Source organism: Myceligenerans salitolerans (genome assembly GCF_017349295.1).
GTDB lineage: Bacteria > Actinomycetota > Actinomycetes > Actinomycetales > Cellulomonadaceae > Myceligenerans > Myceligenerans salitolerans.
In genome coordinates, this window is record NZ_JAFMPK010000044.1 from 273,097 (window position 1) to 291,023 (window position 17,927).

The window sequence follows — 17,927 nt, forward strand, 5'->3', positions numbered from 1 at the left end:
TCAGCCCGCGACGACCTTGACGGCGATCTTGGCCGACACCTCGGGGTGCAGGCGGATCGACACGGTGTGGTCCCCGGTGGACTTGATCGGCTGACCGATCTCGATCTTGCGCTTGTCCACGGACTTGCCACCCTCGGCGGCCACGGCGGAGGCGATCTCCGCGGTCGTGATCGCGCCGAACAGGCGGCCACCCGGGCCGGCCTTCGCCGTGACCGTCACCGGCTTGGCGGCGATCGAGTCGGCCAGGGCCTTCGCCTCGTCGCGCGTGGCGATCTCGCGCGCCTTGCGGGCACGGCGGATCGCGGTCACGTCCTTCTCGGCACCCTTGGTCCACGGCGTGGCCAGCGAACGGGGGATGAGGAAGTTCCGGGCGTACCCGTCCTTCACCTCGACCACGTCGCCGGGCTCACCCAGGCCGGTCACCTCGTGGGTCAGGATCAGCTTTGCCATGATTCTCGATCCCTTCCTCAGCGAGCCGTCGACGTGTACGGCAGCAGAGCCATCTCGCGGGCGTTCTTCACGGCCTTCGCGATCTGACGCTGCTCCTGCACGGTCACGCCGGTGACGCGACGGGCACGGATCTTGCCGCGGTCCGAGATGAACTTACGCAGCAGGGCGGTGTCCTTGTAGTCGATGTTGTCGATCTTCGCGGACTTGAGCGGGTTGGCCTTCTTCTTGGGCTTGCGCACCACAGGCTTCGCCATGGTGTTGCTCCTTCTTCAGGTGCGGGCCGCGCCCCGGCCGACCGGTGCGCACCGCGCACGGGCCGTGCCATCGGGCACGACAAGATGGTGTCTGGGTTGGGTGCCGATCAGAACGGCGGGTCCTCCGAGAACCCGCCACCGGACGACGCGGGGCCTGCCGTGGCCCACGGGTCGGCCTGCTGACCGCCACCGGACGAGCTGAAGCCTCCGCCGGAACCTCCGTTGAAGCCGCCAGAGTTCTGGCCGCCTCCCCCGAAGTCCCCACCGCCTCCGAAGCCTCCGCCACCGGACCGCTGGGCCCGGGTGACCTTGGCCGTGGCGCGCCGCAGGGACGGACCGATCTCGTCCACCTGCAGCTCGACGACGGTGCGCTTCTCCCCCTCGCGGGTCTCGTACGAGCGCTGCACCAGGCGGCCCTGCGCGATCACGCGCACGCCCTTGGTCAGCGACTCGGCGACGTTCTCCGCGGCCTCCCGCCACAGCGAGCAGCGCATGAACAGGGTCTCCCCGTCCTTCCACTCGTTGCTCTGGCGGTCGAAGATGCGCGGCGTGGAAGCGATCGTGAAGTTGGCTACTGCCGCACCCGACGGGGTGAAGCGCAGCTCCGGGTCACCGGTCAGGTTTCCCACCACTGTGATGACGGTCTCGCCAGCCATTACCAAGTTCCTCGATTCGTCTCGACGCCGTTTCGTCGCATCCCATCACGAGACACTGACACGCGCCGTTCGGCGGCAGTGTCCCAGGGGACCTCAGCTCAGCAGATACTTCAGCGGGCGTCCGTGCGCAGGATCTTGGTCCGCAGCACGGCCTCGTTCAGGCCGAGCTGGCGGTCCAGCTCCTTCGCGGTGTCCGGCGTCGACGTGAAGTCGACGACGGCGTAGATGCCCTCGGACTTCTTCAAGATGTCGAACGCCAGGCGGCGACGACCCCAGATGTCCATCTTGTCGACGGTGCCGCCGTCGGTCTTCACGACCGTGAGCAGCTTCTCGAGCGACGGCTGAACGGTGCGCTCCTCGACCTCCGGGTCCAGGATCACCATCAGTTCGTACTGACGCATGTCGATACCCACCTCCTCTGGTCTCAGCGGTCACGGTCGTTCCGTGACAGGAGGGTTCTCACGTCGCCGTGCCCGGCAGCACCGAGCACAGCAGGGGCCGAGTCTACCGTGCCACCCCGCTCCGGCCGAAGCCGAACGGGGTGGCACGAGTCACCAGGCAGGATCGGTGACGACGGGCTCAGCCGTTGCCGTTGCCGTTGTTCCCGCCGCCCGGCCCGGGTTCCTCGCTCGCACCGCCGGTGGGTTCGCCGGTCGGTTCGTCGCACGGCTGATTCCCGAACACGCCACACGTCGCGCCGTCCGTCGGGTCGTCGAGCGAGCCGTCGGAGACCCAGATCGTCACCGTCGACCCTCGTTGCGCCTGCGAGCCGGGTCCGGGGTTCTGCTGGAGCACGGTCCCCTCGGCCTGCTCCGACGGCTGGACCTGGACATCGACACCGAATCCGGCTTGTCTCAGTTCGTGCTCCGCGTCCCGCTGCTGCATGCCGACGACGCCCGGCACCGCGGACACGTTCTGGCCCGGTCCGCCGGAGATCTGGACCACGATCGTCGAGCCCCGCGGAACCTCCTGGCCCTCGTTCTGGACGGCGACCACCGTATCCGGCGGCAGCTCGCTCTCCACCTCCTGCGGCTGCGCGTTCAGCCCGGCGCCCGTCAGCACCCCGCGCGCCTCGCCCCAGGTGCTGCCCATGAGGCCGGTCGGAACCACGACGGTCTCCGCCTGGCCGGTCGGGGTCGGCGAATGGGATGGCTCCGGCTCCTCGTACTCGTACTCGGGGAACTCCTCGACCGGCATCCCGTCGGTCGCCCGGACCATGAACGACGTCCACGCCTGGACGGGCCACGTACCACCGGTCATCTGGGCGAACCCGCCGAACGGCGTGACCTGCTGGAACTCGCCCTTGCCGTCACGCCCCTGCGGGTCGTACTGGTAGACGTTCACCACGGTGACGAGCTGCGGCGTGAAGCCCGCGAACCACGCCGCGTAGTTGTCGTTCGACGTGCCGGTCTTCCCGGCGAGAGGGCGTTCCGGGATGTACTGGCGGGCATAGTGCCCGGAACCGGCCTCGTCGTCGACCACCTGGGACATGGCGTAGGTGGCGCCGGCCATGACCTCCTCGTCGAACACCCGCTCCTCGGTGACCTCGGACTGGTAGACGACCTCGCCCGTGTCCGGGTTGACCACCTTGTCGACCAGGTGCGGCGTGGTCCGCACTCCCTGGTTCGCGATCGTCGCGTACGCGCGCGCCAGGTCGACCGTGTAGACGTAGGACGTACCGAGCACGTTCGACATCTGGCTCGTCGTCTCACCGGGGTTCTCGGGGTTCTTCCGGTACGCGATCGAACCCTCGACGTCGAGACCGAGCTTCTTGGCGACCTCCTGCGTCGCCTGGGGCGTGACCTCGTTGTTGAGCTGGACGTACACGGTGTTGACCGAGTTCGCCGTCGCCTCCACCAGGTCGATGTTCCCGAAGTCCTTGCTGTCGAAGTTGGTCACCTCGGCCGGTTCCTCGAGGCCGGTCTCAGGGTTCTTCTTGGTGTAGTAGTCGAACGTCTGCGGCTCGTCACCGTTGAACTGGGTGCCGAGGGAGATGCCCTGGTCGAGGGCTGCGATCAGGGTGAACGGCTTGTTCGTCGAGCCGCCCTGCTGCCAGTTGTCCGTCGCGGCGTTCAGGTCGTAAGCGGGGTCGGACTTGTCGGGCCCGCCGTACATCGCGCGGATCGCGCCGGTCTTCGGGTCCATCGAGACGAGCGCGGACCTCGTCAAGGGCGTGTTGGCGTCCTTGGGCAGCTTGGCGGTCTCGTTCGCCGCCTTCTGCAGCTTCTTGTCGATCGTGGTGTGCACCACGAGCCCGTCCTGGTAAAGGTCCTCGAGGTTGAACCCGTTCGCCTGCAGCTCGCGCTCGACCTCCTTGAGGATGTAGCCCTTCGGCCCCGAGTACGCCGAGGACTGCTGGTGCTTCTGCGGCTTCGGGAATCCGCCCGCGACGGCTTCGTCGTACTGCTCGTCGTCGATGTAGCCGTCCTCGTGCATGAAGTAGAGCGTGCGCTCCCAGCGGCCCTCGGCCCAGTCGTGGCCCCACTCGGTGTCGTCGTAGGCGTTCGGGGACGGGATGATCCCGGCGAGGAATGCCGCCTGCGACGGTGTCAGGTCCTCCGCCGACTTCCCGTAGTAGGCCTGCGCCGCCGTCTCGATGCCGTACGAGCTCCTGCCGAGATAGATCCGGTTCAGGTACTCCCCGAGAATCTCCTCGGGCGGATACGTCTCAGGATCCTGCCGGATCTTCATCGCCAGGATCATCTCTTCGAACTTGTCGACGTACGTGGGATTCGGGTTCCAGCTGGTGTAGGCCTGCTCGACGTATTGCTGCGTCAGCGTGGAGCCGCCGCCGACACCGGTGATCGCGGCCCGGGCGATGCCGCTCGGGCTGATGCCCAGGTTGTTGTCGGCATAGAAGCCACGGTCCTCGGAGGCCACCGCCGCGTTCGCGACCCAGACGGGCAGTTCGTCCACGGTGACGATCTTGCGGTCCTCGTCGCCGCGGAACTCCCCGAGCTTGCCCCCGTCCCCGGCGTACCGGACGGTCGTGGTCTCCATGTTGTCGAGCTCGGCCGGAATGGTGATGCTCGTCCAGGCGGCCATCAGTACGCCGGCCACGACCGACGCGCCGGCCAGCATCACGCCGACGACGAACCGCCATGACGGCAGCCACGCCTTCCAGCCCGTGCGGTACGGCCGTGGGTAGTTCCAGAAGGTGGTACGCGCACGCGGGCGGAACGGCGGGATCTGCGGGGCACTCCAAGTAGCCACGTCCTGCCTCTTCCTCTCGTTCGGTGGGGGCCGGTGCCCGAACGGGGTCTGGGGAACCGCACGGTCGAGGGCACATCGAACCACCGGACACAATAGAGGCACCTCCTCGGCGCGCTGCAACGATGCGCGTGGAATCACACGCAGAGCGACGCAGTTCCCCCACGCCTCCCGCAGCCCCCGTCCCGCGTCTTCACTCTTTCGTCACATCGAGGCGCCGATCCGTTGCGCCCGACGACGGCGCGTGCCTATCCTCGCGATGTATCGACTCGATAGGTCGGGCGCAACCAACCGGGGATGAACACCACGTGACGGGAGGCAGACATGCGTAGCCGCTCGGAGGTGCTGGAGATCGCTGTGCTCGGTCTCCTGAACGAGGCGCCGCTGCACGGCTACGAACTGCGCAAACGGCTCGGGCTCGCGCTGGGCACCTTCCGCGCCCTGTCGTACGGCAGCCTGTACCCCGCCCTGCGAAGGCTCGTCCAGCGTGGTCTGATCACCGCTGTCGGAGACGACCAGCGGCCGTCGTCCGACGCCGACGTCGCACGGACCGGCGGGCGGCCGAGGTCCGCTCGCGGCACGAAGGCCGCGAAACCCGCGCTCGGCCGGCGCGGACGCATCGTCTACGAGCTCACGGCGGACGGCAAGGAGCACCTGCACACCCTCCTGACCCACGCCGGGCCGGCCGCGTGGGAGGACGAGAACTTCGACGTGCGGTTCGCGCTGTTCGGGCAGACGGACGCCGAGACCCGCCTGCGCATCCTCGAAGGGCGCCGCACCCGCCTCGCCGAACAGCTCGAGGCGGTCCGCGACGCCGCGGCCCGCAGCCGGAACCGCGCGGACGAATACACCCGTGAGCTCCAGCGTTTCGGGCAGGAGAAGGTGGAGCACGAGGTCAACTGGATCGACCGGCTGATCCGCACGGAACGCGGCCGGGTGGAATCCGCCGGCGGCGTCCGCCCCAAGACCCCAGGGAACACACCTCAGAGTAAGGAGCGAGGATGACTTCCATCCGCGTCGCGGTGGTCGGCGTAGGGAACTGTGCGTCGTCACTGATCCAGGGCGTGCACTACTACAAGGACGCCGATCCACAGGACAAGGTCCCGGGCCTCATGCACGTCCAGCTCGGCGACTACCACGTACGCGACCTCGAGTTCGTGGCGGCGTTCGACGTCGACGCGAAGAAGGTGGGCTTCGATCTCGCCGAGGCGATCACGGCGTCGGAGAACAACACGATCAAGATCGCCGACGTGCCGCCGCTCGGGGTGACCGTGCAGCGGGGCCCCACGCTCGACGGTCTCGGCACCTACTACCGCGACACGATCGACGAGGCCGACGCGGAGCCCGTCGACGTCGTCGCCGCCCTGCGCGAGGCCCGGGTGGACGTTCTCGTGTCCTACCTGCCGGTCGGGTCCGAGGAGGCCGACAAGTTCTACGCGCAGTGCGCCATCGACGCGGGTGTCGCGTTCGTCAACGCGCTGCCGGTGTTCATCGCCTCCGACCCGGAATGGGCCGCGAAGTTCGAGGCGGCGGGTGTGCCGATCGTCGGTGACGACATCAAGTCGCAGGTGGGAGCCACCATCACGCATCGCGTCCTGGCGAAGCTGTTCGAGGACCGCGGAGTCGTCCTGGACCGCACGTACCAGCTCAACGTGGGCGGCAACATGGACTTCAAGAACATGCTGCAGCGTGAGCGGCTGGAGTCGAAGAAGGTCTCGAAGACCCAGTCCGTCACGTCGAACCTGTCGGACGGGCCGCTCGCCGGCGTGAAGGACGACCGCAACGTGCACATCGGGCCGTCCGACTACGTCGCCTGGCTCGACGACCGCAAGTGGGCCTACGTGCGCCTGGAAGGACGCGCGTTCGGCGAGGTCCCGTTGAACCTGGAGTACAAGCTCGAGGTGTGGGACTCACCGAACTCGGCGGGAATCATCATCGACGCGGTGCGCTGCGCGAAGATCGCGAAGGACCGCGGCCACGGGGGCCCCGTGCACCCGGCGTCGACGTACTTCATGAAGTCACCGCCCGAGCAGCGCGAGGACACCGAGGGGCGCGCCCGCCTGGAGGCGTGGATCCGCGGCGACGAGACGGCCTGACCGTCCCGCACCCGTACCGCCGACCATGCCGTCCTGGTCGATGACAACGCTCCTGTCGACCAGGACGGCATGGTCGCGCCCGGGCGGCGCGGGTCTCTAGCCGCAGTACTCCGTCAGGGTGAAGTCGTGGACCACCGTCCTGCCCTTGATGATCCGCACGCCGGACTTCATCTCCGGCAGGTAGCCGTCTGCCGAGCTGAGCAGTGTGAGCTTGTTGTTCGACACCCCCATCCAGCGGGCGTAGCCACCGTCGGGTCCGGTCACCAGTGTGACGTCGTACTCCGAACCGTCGAGCTTCACGAAGGCTCCCTCCAGCGGCGCCGGATCGCCCTCACAGGGCCGGCCCGTGACCGTGCCGGTGATCTTGCCCCAGTTCTTGGGCGGCTTCACCGACATCGACACGTTCACCCGCGGTGCCGTGTACGGCGTCGAGCCGTTCGCGACCACCGCCGACTCGTACGTACCCGGCTGGTCGACCCGCGTGCTGTCCATCGCGACCTGGATCGTGGCCGACTCGCCCGGCTCGAGCGAGAACACCGGTGGCTGCACGTCGAGCCACGGCACGTCGACCGACGTCTCGCCGGTGACGTTCATGACCGCGTGCATGTCGGGGAAGCCGAGGTCCGCGACCTCCGCGGGCTCGGGGTTCCCGCACGTCTCGCTCGCGAGATAGGTGGGTGCCGTCTCCGGCTCCGTGTTCGAGCCGACGAAGAACAGCGGCCCGTCCGGCACGGCCACCTCGACCACGAGAGTGCTGCCCGCGGGCGCCGTTCCCTCGACGGGCACGTCGACGAGCGTGAGCTCCGCGTCCTCCAGCTCCGCCGTGGCCGAGCCGAGGAGCTCCATGTTCTCGTAGAGCAGCTCGCCGTCCAGCGTGTACAGGTTGACGGTCACCTCGGTGCCCGGATCCGCGCTCTCGACGCCGAAGGACACGTTCGTCACGGCGAACTCCCCGCCGATGCCGAAGTCCTCCAGCGTGAAGGTGCGCAGCACCTGCGTCGCCGCACCCACGCACGCCACCGAGTTGCCCAGCACGATCTCCTGGGAGGAGGAGTGCGTGATCGTCGTTCCCTCACCGGCGAGCAGGGCCGGCGTCGGCTCGGGCGTCACGGCCTTTCCGCCCTGCTCGTTCCGCGTGTAGCGCTCGGCTCCTGCGTCCGACGGCCCCATGCGCGACGACGCCGTCCGGTTCGCCGCGTCCGGCCCGTCCGACGACGGCGCGGGCGCGGTGCCGACCTCAGTCGCAGTCCGCTCGACGCCCTTGATCACGCCGCCGGAAGCACCGGACGACAGGATCTCGAAGTCGGACGACCCGGGATACACCTCCACCTCGGCGGACGCCGTGCCTTCGTTCGTCACGGTGAACCGGCCGAAGCCCGTCCCGCCGAGCACCATCTCGTCGGACACCTGGTCCGGCGTCACGGCGAGCCGCGGCGCCGCGAGGTCGACGTCGTGCCGAGTGATCTCGTCCGCGGTGACCCGCACCGGGGAGTCGTCCGAGACATAGCCGCGGCCCTCCACGGAGACGGTCCGGTCACCCGCGGGAGCGAACAGCGAGTAGTAGCCGGGGCGCACGTGGGTGTTGGCGGGGTCCGTCGTCTCCACGCCCGCGTCCGGGAACTCGGTGTCGGCCACGGTCGCGCCGACCACGCCGTCACCCGTGTTCCGGTCGGTGACGTGGCCGGAGACCAGTCCGCCCTCGACCGGGAGGCACTCACCGAACCCGACGTTGTCGATCTGCCACCAGAAGCCGAAGAAGGCGTCGCCGAGGTGGAAACGGACCAGCGCGTCACCGTCCCCTCCGGCGGCCGACAGGTCGACCCGCATCGGGCCCTGTGCCGGCGCCGTCTGGTGCAGCACCGTCTGCCACGTCTCGCCGCCGTCCACGGACAGGTCGACGTCGGCGTACTCGCCGAACGTGTCGAATGCCTGGTCGAACGTCAGCGCGGGCGCGGACATCCCCGAGAAGTCCAGCGGTGCTGTCGTCAGGGTCGTGTCCTGGTGCCCGTCCGGGCCGTAGGCGTCACTGTTGACCTCGGCGAACAACCCCTCGCCCCCGGTCATGTTGCCGTAGCCGAAGGCGTCGTCGAACGTCCACACCTCGCCGGTACCGGCGAGGTCCTCCACGGTCCAGCCCTCGGGCACCTCGCCGGTCTCGAACTCCTCGACCGGGATGCCCGCGCCACCGAACTCGTACCCGGGTGCGACGCACGCCGCGGTGACCTGTGCGGCGACGTCGTGCACCACGGGCCCGGCGGGCACCTCCACGGGCGCACGCGCCGTCGCATAGCCCGCGACCGTGGGCTCGACGACCACGGTGTGCGTCGCGTTCGCCGGCACCTCCAGCGTGTACTCGCCGGTGAACGGGTCGCTCCACGCCGAGTAGCTCGCGGGAGCCTCGGCGATCCGTACCTTCGCGCCGAGCGGCCAGCCGTGCCCGGAACCGTCAGTGACGGTGCCGGTCATGGTGGTCACCGGCGCGCGCTCGAGAACGACGTCGGCGGTGGCGGTCCCGCCGTCGGACACCTCGAAGTCCTCGGCGGTGGCGGCGACGAAGCCGAACGCCTCGACCACGAGGTCGTACGTGCCGGCCGGGAGCAGGATGCGGAACGTCCCGGAGGCGTCGGTCGCGGTGGAGCGGTCTCCGACGGTGACGGTGGCGCCGTCGACCGGCTCGCCGTCGGCGTCGGTGACGGTTCCCTCGATGTGACCGCGCTCCTCCTCACCTGCCGCCTCGACCAGCGCCAGGACGTCGAGATCGCCTTCGCCGTAGACGTTGTTGTCGTCCGGTGTGCCGCCGCACTCGTCGTCGGCGTGGTCGACGGCCGAGGCGTCGAGCAGGTCCCTGGTGGCAGGGATGTCACCGATGAGGCTCGGCACCGCCGACCACAGCACCGCCACGGCACCCGTGACGTGCGGCGCCGCCATCGAGGTGCCCGACGCGATCTCGTAGCCACCACCCGGGACCGAGGAGCGGACGTCCTGGCCGGGCGCCGCGATGTCCGGCTGGACGATGCCCGCCTCTCCGGGACCGCGTGACGAGAACGCGGCGATCTCGCCGTCGGAGGTCGTGGCGCCCACGGAGTAGGTGGCGACGTTGGCACCCGGCGAGGAAACGCTCTGGCAGCCGGCCTCTCCCTCGTTCCCCGCTGCCCAGACGCCGAAGATTCCCGCGGCCTCCCAGGCCGCGACCTCGTCGGCGAAGAAGTCGTTGATGTCTCCCGGGAGCTGGGAACCCCAGGAGTTGTTCACGACGTGCGGCCGCAGCGCGGGGTTCGCCTGGCTGCCGTCCGCGCGGGTCGGCGCGAGGATCCACTGGCCGGACGCGAGCAGGTCGGCATCGGAGCAGGTGTCGCAGCCGTTGGCCGCGATCCACTCCGCACCTGGCGCGACGCCGATCTGGTTCTCGGCGCCGTCGTCCCCGACCATCGTGCCCATCACGTGGGTACCGTGACCGGCGCTGTCGCACGGCTCGCCCCCGCACCTGCCCGATGCGTCGAACCAGTTGTAGTCGTGGTCGACGGCGCCCTCGCCGGCCGCCCCACGGTAATGGTCGGCCAGGGCCGGGTGCTCCAGGTCGGCACCGGAGTCGACGGTGGCCACGGTGATGCCCTCGCCCGTGAAACCCCGGTCCCATGCCGCCGGAGCGTTGATCGCCTCGACGCCCCACTCGACGGACGCCGCATCGACGTCGCCCGTGGACCGCCGCTCGACGGGATCGATCGGCCGGACGGCGACGCGTTCGTGCACCGAGGCCACCTCGGGCTCGGCGGCGAGCCGCGTGGCGAGCTCCAGGTCGCCGTCGGTCACCAGGATCGAGTTGTTGATCCAGTAGGACTCGTACCGGGCACCGGCCGAGCGCAGTTCCGCGACGACGTCGGCCTGCGACCGCTTGGCGGACGCGGTCAGCTCCTCGTAGACGTACCTGCCGCGCGCGCCCCAGTCGGTGATGGTGCTCGCGCGCTCGAGGTCGGCGGTCTGCTCGAAGCGAATCCAGAACTCACCGGACCTCCCGGTGCCGAGGCGGCTGCGGAGGGTCTCGGTGAGTTTGTTCGTCCCGGCGGCCGAACCCGCCGCGTCGTCGGTGGTTCGCTCGTGGGTGACTGCGCCGGCGGTGCTCGGCAACCCGGCCGGCTGGCCGGCGAGCGCCGGGGCGGCACTCACCGCCGAGGCGGCCACGAAGGAGAGCGCTGTCGCCAGGGCGGCGGCGGCTCTCCTTCCGGGCATGGTGCGACGTCGCATGGAGCCTCCTGCGATCTGGCGCCCGTGGACCACGGGCGCGACGGCAACCGTTGGATAACGGTTGGATCACACCGTGGCCCACTTCGGGGTGACCGGCAAGGAAAGTCAGCGCCTTGTGGATTAATCTTCACATATAGCTCGAACAGGGCCAGTACCGGCCAGGACTCGGCCCGCCGAAGCACGTACGGCAACGGCCCGGCCGTCCGTCCACAGGACGTACGACCGGGCCGAAAGGTTGCCCGTAGGGTCAGGTCACACTAGACGAGCGCGTCGAGCGCGAAGTCGTAGGTGACGGTCTGACCGCGGACGATCGTGCCGGTCCTGACCTGTGGCACGTACCCGTCCTTGGCGACGATCATGGTGAGAGCGTTGTTGGACACCCCCATCCAGTACTCGTAGGTGCCGTCGCCGCCGGTGACGAGCGTGACGTCCTTCTCGAGGCCGTCGAGGTGCACCGTGGCGCCGTCGAGCGGCGTCCCCGCGCCGTCGGCGACGGTGCCGGTGATCTTGCCCCAGTTCCCCGGCGGGTTCGCCGTCAGCGTCGCCGCCACGGTCGGCTCGGCGTACGGCGTGTCGGCCCCCAGCACCACGTCGGCGGTGTAGGTCCCCGGCTGGTCGACCGCACGCGGGTCGATGGTCGCGACGATCCGGACGGACTCACCCGGATCGAGCGTGACCGAGCCCGGCTGGGCGTCGAGCCAGGCCGCGTCGCCGCCACCGGCACCGCCGGTGCTGCCGGACACGTTCATCACGATGTGCATGTCCGGCCAGCCGATCGAGTCGGTCGCCGCCGGCTCGGCGATCCCGCAGTCGTCCGCCTTGAGGTACGACGGCGCCGTCTGCCCGTCCCCGTTCGATCCGATGTAGAACACACCGCCGGTGTCCTGGAGGTTCGGCGTGACGACCTCCACGACGAGGGTGCCGCCCGAGATCTCCCCCTCGACCGGGACGCTGACCATGGACAGGGTCTGCGCCTCGATGTCGACCTGCGCGGAGCCCAGCTGCTCCAGGTTCGCGTAGACGAAGTCGTCGCCGACCAGCTGGTAGAGGTTGACGGTCAGGGTCTGTGCCGTCGCCTCCTCGATGCCGAACGACACCTCCGACACGGCGAACGAGCCGTCGATACCGAAGTCGCTCAGTGTGAACGTCCGCAGGAAGCTGTTCTCCGAGGTGCCGAACGCGTTCCCGCACGACGCGGAGTTGAGCGCCACGACCTCCTGCGACGTCGAGTGCGTGATGGTGGTCTCCGCCTGCGGGACCGAGACCGCGGGGAAGGCCGAGACACCGGCGTCGAGCGACGACGTGCTCAGCCCACCGCGGGAGCCACGGGAGCCCCCGATCGAGACGCCCGGCTCCTGCGAGTCGAGCTCGGTGGCCTCACCCTCGACGTGGTTGATCACCCCGGCCGAGCCGCCGCCGAGACCGAGCATGTCGAAGTCGCCGCCGGCGGTTCCGACGGAGAGGTCGGCAGGTGCCGAGCCCTCGTTGGCCACCACGAAGCCACGCGTGGCCGGGGCACCCCCGAGCCGCTTGGTGACGGAGACGGCCTCCTTGTCGACGGTGAGCAGGCCCGCCTTGAGCTGGGCGTTGCGGCTCTTCGCCTCGCCGTCCTCCGCCAGCGTCACCCGCTTGTCGACGGTGACGTAGTCGTCGGCGGAGAACTCGAGGTCGTACTGCCCCAGCGCCACGACCGCCGAGTACCTGCCGTCGTCACCCGTCGTGAGCGTGTCGGCCGAACCGTCCGCGCCGGTCATGGTGACCGTCGCTCCGGCGACCGGGTCCTTGGTGTTGTGGTCCTTCACGATGCCCGACAGGGTCGCCAGCGGCGGCGCGTCGTACGTGACGGACAACCCCTCGGACAGCGCCGCCGAGTTGTACGAGTACTCGAGGCCGACGGCGCCGGCCTCGTCCTCGATCCCGACCGTCGCCGAGGACCCCGCGGCGGTGTCCCCGCCACCGGCGAGCTCGCCGTACCCGAGGACGATGTCGCCGTCCGCGAGCAGGGTGACGGAGAAGTCGAGCCGGGCGTCCCGGTCGCCGTAGAGAGCGACGTCCCGGAACTCCAGCACGTACGCGTCCGTGCCGTCCACGGTGGTGGTGCCCTCGTAGAGACCCGACTCGCCCGAAACGAAGTAGAGGTCGTCCCAGAACGGGTAGATCGCGGCGTTGGGCACGGACGTGGCCGGGATCGACACGTTCGAGTAGGCCGTCGTGGCGGCCAGGAAGTTCACGTGGCCGTTGGTGGTGACGTGTGCGGTGTCGTAGGACTCGCCGTAGAAGGTGAAGTCGAACGGCAGCGACACGGTGGTGGAGCCGTCGTCTCCGGAGAGGCCCGTGTCCGTGTCGCCCTGCAGGTACTCACCGGTCGACACCGAGCAGGAGTAGCCGCGCTCGTCGACCAGTGCCTCGATCGTCACGGGCACCTCCAGGTCGCCGTCGACGACGACGTCCTCCGCGAACGACGAGGCGCAGCCGCCCATGGTCACCGAGAGCGGGTACGTGCCCTCCGGCACGTCGGCGAACGCGAACGAGCCGTCCTCCGCGGTCGTGACGTCGTCGAAGTGGCTGCCCAGGCTCACCGGGGCACCCGCCACCGGACCGCCGTCGGCGAACGTCACCACACCCGACACGCTGTGCCGCGGAGCGGCCTCCAGCGTGATCGGGACGGTGACGGTCTCGTCCTCGGCCACCGTCACCGGCTCCGAGGTGGAGTCCAGGTAGCCGAAAGCCGACGCCGACACGTCGTAGTCGCCCGCGACGACGGTCGCGCTGAAGGCGCCGTCCTCACCGGTGGTGACGGTGCGGTCGCGCTCCCCGTCGAGCAGCACGGTCGCACCGGCGATCGGCGCGTCGGCCGCGTCGGTCACGGTGCCCTCGACGGTTCCGGTGCCCGCGGTCGGGGCGGCGTCGATCGCCGCGGCGATGTCGAGCTTGCCCTCGCCCCAGACGTGGTTCTCCCCGGCCGTGCCGCCGCACTGCAGGTCCTCGGTGTCGATGGCGGTCTGGTTCAGGACCGCCTTGGTGCCCTCGATGTCACCGACGAGGGCCGGCGCGGCGCTCCACAGCAGCGCGACGGCGCCCGCGAGGTGCGGGGTCGCCATCGAGGTGCCGCTGGAGTTCGAGTATCCGCCACCCGGAACGGACGAGCGCACGTTGACGCCCGGCGCGGCGATGTTCGGCGTGGTCACACCGTTCTCCCCCGGACCGCGCGACGAGAAGCTCGCGATGTTGCCGTTCACGTCGTAGGCACCCACGGCGTAGGTGTTCTCGTACTCGCCGGGGAACCGTGCCGTCTCGCACGCCGATCCCTCGTTACCCGCGGCCCACGCGCCGAAGATGCCCGCCGCGTCCCACGCCAGGGTCTCGTCACGCATCCAGCCGTACGGATCGGGTGCGCCGGGCGGGATGCCCCACGAGTTGTTGATGACGTGCGGGCGCATGGCCGGGTCCGGATCGCTGCCGTCCGCGCGGGTCGGGGCGAGGAACCACTGCGCGTCGGCGAGATAGTCGTCGCGCGTGCAGCCGGCGTTGTCGATGCAGTTGGCCGCGATCCACGTCGCGTCCGGCGCGACGCCGACCTGGTTGCCGGCGCCGTCGTCACCCACCATGGTGCCGGTGGTGTGCGTGCCGTGACCCTGCGTGTCGCACGGGCTTCCCCCGCAACCGCCCGGGACGTCGAACCAGTTGTAGTCGTCGTCGATGCTGCCGTCCGCCCCCATGCCGCGGTACTTGTCCGCGAGGGCCGGGTGGCTCCCGTCGACGCCGGTGTCGAAGCTCGCCACCGTGATGCCCGCGCCCGTGAAGCCCAGGTCCCACACCTCGGGAGCGTTGATCTCGCTGACGCCCCACTCCACGGCGGTGGTGAGCTTCTCGTTCGCCGGTTCCGTCTTCACCGGCGCGATCTCGAGCATCTCGAACTGCTCGTGGATGCCCTCGACGGCGCCGCTCGCCGCGACCCGGTCGGCCAGGGCGAGCGTGCCGTCCTCGACGTAGATGGAGTTGTTGATCCAGTAGGACTCGTAGTCGACACCGGCAGCCTCGAGCTGCTTGATGACGTCGGCCTGGGCGGCCTCGGAGGTCTCCTGCAGGGTGTCGACGACGTACCGGCCGCGTTCGGCCCAGTCGGCGATGTCCTTGGCGGGTTCGAGATCTGCCCGGTCGGTGAACTCGATCCAGAACGCTGCGGTCTTCTCCGACCGCAGCTGCTCGCGCGCGGCGGAGGTGAACTTCTTCTCCGGGTCGCCGGCGACGGCGGCGGTCAGATCGGTGCCTTGCTGGTGTGCGAACGCCGCGGGCGCGGCGGTCACGGCTGAAGTTGCGAGGAGCGCGATTGCCGCGGTGACGGCAGTGGTCGCGCGCCGCGCAATTCTGCGACGGTGCATGGAGCCTCCATGGTTCGGCGCCTCCGCCCGGTGACGGAGACACATGTCGGCCCGCGGTTACGGGCCGGTCACCACGGTCGCCGCTGATGCTTTGGGCAACAAGGACGAGGTGACGGCGACTCCAGGTCGAGGAAGGGTCAGTTCGAGGTCAACATCCGGTCGGACGCGGGTCAGGCGCCGCCGTCAAGGGTTGGACGTGAAATTCACCCGCTCCGAGCGGGTGAATTTGCTCCCTCCGCTCAGCGAATGGCGTAAAAGCGACACGACCGCATTACTCCGAGGCATACTGAAACACGGAATTAACGGTAGAGAACGATCCGAGGGGCCAGGAAACGACACAATGGCCCAAATCCCTGCCCCCGAACTCGACGGGGCCCCGGCCGGCGCAACGACGCGCCACGCCGTCAGGCCCGAGTGAACGACCGCACCACGAGACCATCGGCCGCATCCCAGAGAGGCCACCGTGACACGCATCGCACCTCGCCCTGGCAGTGACGCCTACATCGTCTGCGTCGGCCTTCCCCCCGAGATCGTCGCTCAGGTGGTACACGCGCTCGGCGGTCGGCACGCCGTGCTCGTCGTGCCGGATGGTGACAGCGCAGTCAAGCTGCTGTCGCCCCACGCGACAGCCGACCACCACACATCGTCGACGGAACCCGAGACGGACCCGCCCGCGGCGTCGGACGGCGGCCGAGTGCTCGCCTTCCCGCAGCGCGGCCCGCGTCGAGGCCGAACGCCGCTGGAAAAGCTCTCGGCGTCGTTCTCGGCGGTGGGAGGGACGGACGCGACCGGCGGGCCGGCACCTCTCGCAGGTGCGGCGCACACCGGCCAGATCCCTGTCGTCACGGGAGCCGTTCCCACACTGAGCGGGGCTTTCCCCGCCGTGCCCCCGGCGCGGACCGGGCCGATCACACACGGCCCGCTCCGGCTGGACCTCGCCGCCCGCGAGGTTCAGGTCCAGGGCCGGGAAGTGCATCTGTCGGCCCAGGAGTTCGATCTCCTGGCGACGCTCGCGTCCCAGCCGGGCCGGGTGTGGACGTTCGCCGAGCTGACGGCGCAGGTGTGGGGCACCCAGTATCTCGGCGACGCCGACGCGGTGACCTCGGCGATCAAGCGACTTCGCCGGCGTCTCCCGCGTGTGCGCGGCCTGGAGGTCGCCTCGGTCCGCGGAGTGGGCTACCGACTGCGCGTCCCGGAATAGGAACTCGCCGGTGAGGCATGAAGGTGGGCGCGGTGGCGTCACGCCCCCGTGATCATCCAGCGGTTTCCGCGTGCCCTCAGACCGGTGGTCAGGGCTCGCGCCGCCATGAACACCCCGGCGAACGCGGCCCACAACCAGGCCAGTCCGGCGGCGCCGTCGGGCGCCCACGCATGCACGGCCAGCGCGGCGGGCACGTACGCGACCAGTGTGGCCATCCCGACCCACGCCAGGTAACGTCCGTCGCCGGCACCGATGAGCACGCCGTCGAGCACGAACACCCAACCTGCCATCGGCATCGTCACCCCGCAGACGGCCAGCCCGAGCGCGGCGGCCACGCGCACGTCGTCGTCGGAGGAGAACAACGGCGCGATCCACCAGCCCCCGGCCGCCATGGCGAGACCGATCGCCGCACCCGCGCCGACGCCCCAGCGCAGGCAGCGGCGCAGGACGGCGCGAACGCGCGAGACGTCACCGGCACCCAGACCGTGCCCGACGAGCGCCTGCGAGGCGATGGCCAGCGCGTCGAGCGCGAACGCGGCCAGGCCCCACATGCTGCTGACCACCTGGTGCGCCGCGAGCGCCACCGCGCCGAGCCCGGTCGCCACGTAGACGGTGAGGAGAATCGCCGCACGCAGGCTGAGCGTGCGGACCACCAGGGGCGCCCCCGCACGGGCACCGGCGAGGATGCCGTGGGCGTGCGGGCGGAGGCTCGCGCCGTGCGCCCGGCCGCCACGCACCACGATGAGACCGAACACGGCCGCCATGCCGAACTGGGTGATCACGGTCCCGAGTGCCGAACCCGCGATACCGAGGCCCGCGCCGTACACGAGCACGACGTTGAGAACCATGTTGGTGACGGCACCGGCCGACGCGACGACCAGCGGGGTCCTGGTGTCCCTCAGACCGCGCAGGACGCCCGTGGCGGCGTTCACCATGAGCATCCCGACGAGGCCGGGTGCCGCCCAGGTGAGGTATGTGACGGCATGACGGGCGACGTCGTCGCGGCCGCCCAGGGCGAACACGGTCCAGTCGGCTGCCACGACCAGGGCTGCGGCGAGGACGGCGCCGAGCCCGATCGCGAGCCAGATGCCGTCGACGCCGGCCTGCAGGGCCTCACGTCCGCGGCCCGCGCCGGTGAGGCGCGCCACCTGGGCGGTGGTCGTGTAGGCGAGGAAGACGCACAGACCGACGAGGGTGAGCAGCACGTTGGACGCGAGGCTGAGTCCGGCGAGCTGGGCGGTGCCCAGGTGCCCGACGATCGCGGAGTCGGCCAGGACGAACAACGGCTCGGCGATCAGGGCTCCGAACGCCGGCAGGGCGAGGGCGAGGATCTCCCGGTCGAGCCGGCGGCGGCCGTGGTCACCGGCCGGTCCGTCCTCGTCGCGTTCCCCGCCGGCGCGGCGGGCTCGGTGGCCGGCCGCGACGTCGTCGGGGGC

At 70.0% G+C, this 17,927-nt stretch carries 11 protein-coding genes; 3 read left to right on the plus strand and 8 right to left on the minus strand.

Annotated features, from left to right (window positions below; genetic code table 11):
* From rplI to J0911_RS12270, 5 genes are all read right to left on the minus strand, one after another.
* On the minus strand, positions 1 to 450 hold the full coding sequence (gene rplI / locus J0911_RS12250; protein WP_207275714.1) for a 50S ribosomal protein L9: 450 nt from the start codon (positions 448 to 450) through the stop codon (positions 1 to 3).
* A gap of 17 nt (positions 451 to 467) precedes the next feature.
* Positions 468 to 704 (minus strand): 30S ribosomal protein S18, encoded by a 237-nt coding sequence (gene rpsR, locus J0911_RS12255; RefSeq protein WP_123816122.1) that lies wholly within the window; start codon positions 702 to 704, stop codon positions 468 to 470.
* A 107-nt stretch (positions 705 to 811) separates the two neighbouring features.
* The gene (locus J0911_RS12260; protein ID WP_207275715.1) at positions 812 to 1,360 is read right to left on the minus strand and encodes a single-stranded DNA-binding protein; all 549 of its coding nucleotides are present in this window, start codon (positions 1,358 to 1,360) and stop codon (positions 812 to 814) included.
* Positions 1,361 to 1,470: 110 nt separating this feature from the next.
* Positions 1,471 to 1,761, minus strand: a complete 291-nt coding sequence (gene rpsF / locus J0911_RS12265; protein WP_207275716.1) for a 30S ribosomal protein S6 — start codon at positions 1,759 to 1,761, stop codon at positions 1,471 to 1,473.
* Positions 1,762 to 1,939: 178 nt separating this feature from the next.
* Positions 1,940 to 4,573 (minus strand): transglycosylase domain-containing protein, encoded by a 2,634-nt coding sequence (locus tag J0911_RS12270; RefSeq protein WP_207275717.1) that lies wholly within the window; start codon positions 4,571 to 4,573, stop codon positions 1,940 to 1,942.
* Between the two features lie 321 nt (positions 4,574 to 4,894).
* On the opposite strand from J0911_RS12270, the gene J0911_RS12275 reads away from it, so the two are divergent.
* A complete protein-coding gene (locus J0911_RS12275) occupies positions 4,895 to 5,575 on the plus strand; it encodes a helix-turn-helix transcriptional regulator (protein ID WP_207275718.1) in 681 nt (226 codons plus the stop codon).
* Entirely contained in the window at positions 5,572 to 6,666 is a 1,095-nt protein-coding gene (locus J0911_RS12280) for an inositol-3-phosphate synthase (RefSeq protein ID WP_207275719.1), read from the plus strand. The genes J0911_RS12275 and J0911_RS12280 overlap by 4 nt, the downstream gene beginning before the upstream one ends.
* Before the next feature lie 96 nt (positions 6,667 to 6,762).
* On the opposite strand, the gene J0911_RS12285 is transcribed toward J0911_RS12280, so the two are convergent.
* Complete coding sequence (locus J0911_RS12285) at positions 6,763 to 10,908, minus strand: S8 family serine peptidase (RefSeq protein ID WP_207275720.1); 4,146 nt, start codon at positions 10,906 to 10,908, stop codon at positions 6,763 to 6,765.
* A gap of 257 nt (positions 10,909 to 11,165) precedes the next feature.
* A complete protein-coding gene (locus J0911_RS12290; protein WP_242636624.1) occupies positions 11,166 to 15,290 on the minus strand; it encodes a carboxypeptidase regulatory-like domain-containing protein in 4,125 nt (1,374 codons plus the stop codon).
* A 463-nt stretch (positions 15,291 to 15,753) separates the two neighbouring features.
* Between J0911_RS12290 and J0911_RS21135 the strand changes: the two genes are divergently transcribed.
* A complete protein-coding gene (locus J0911_RS21135) occupies positions 15,754 to 16,491 on the plus strand; it encodes a winged helix-turn-helix domain-containing protein (RefSeq protein ID WP_207275721.1) in 738 nt (245 codons plus the stop codon).
* Positions 16,492 to 16,529: 38 nt separating this feature from the next.
* On the opposite strand, the gene J0911_RS12300 is transcribed toward J0911_RS21135, so the two are convergent.
* Positions 16,530 to 17,822 carry an MATE family efflux transporter gene (locus J0911_RS12300; RefSeq protein ID WP_207275786.1) on the minus strand — a complete coding sequence of 431 codons (1,293 nt, stop codon included), beginning with the start codon at positions 17,820 to 17,822 and terminating at the stop codon, positions 16,530 to 16,532.
* Between the last annotated feature and the right edge of the window lie 105 nt (positions 17,823 to 17,927).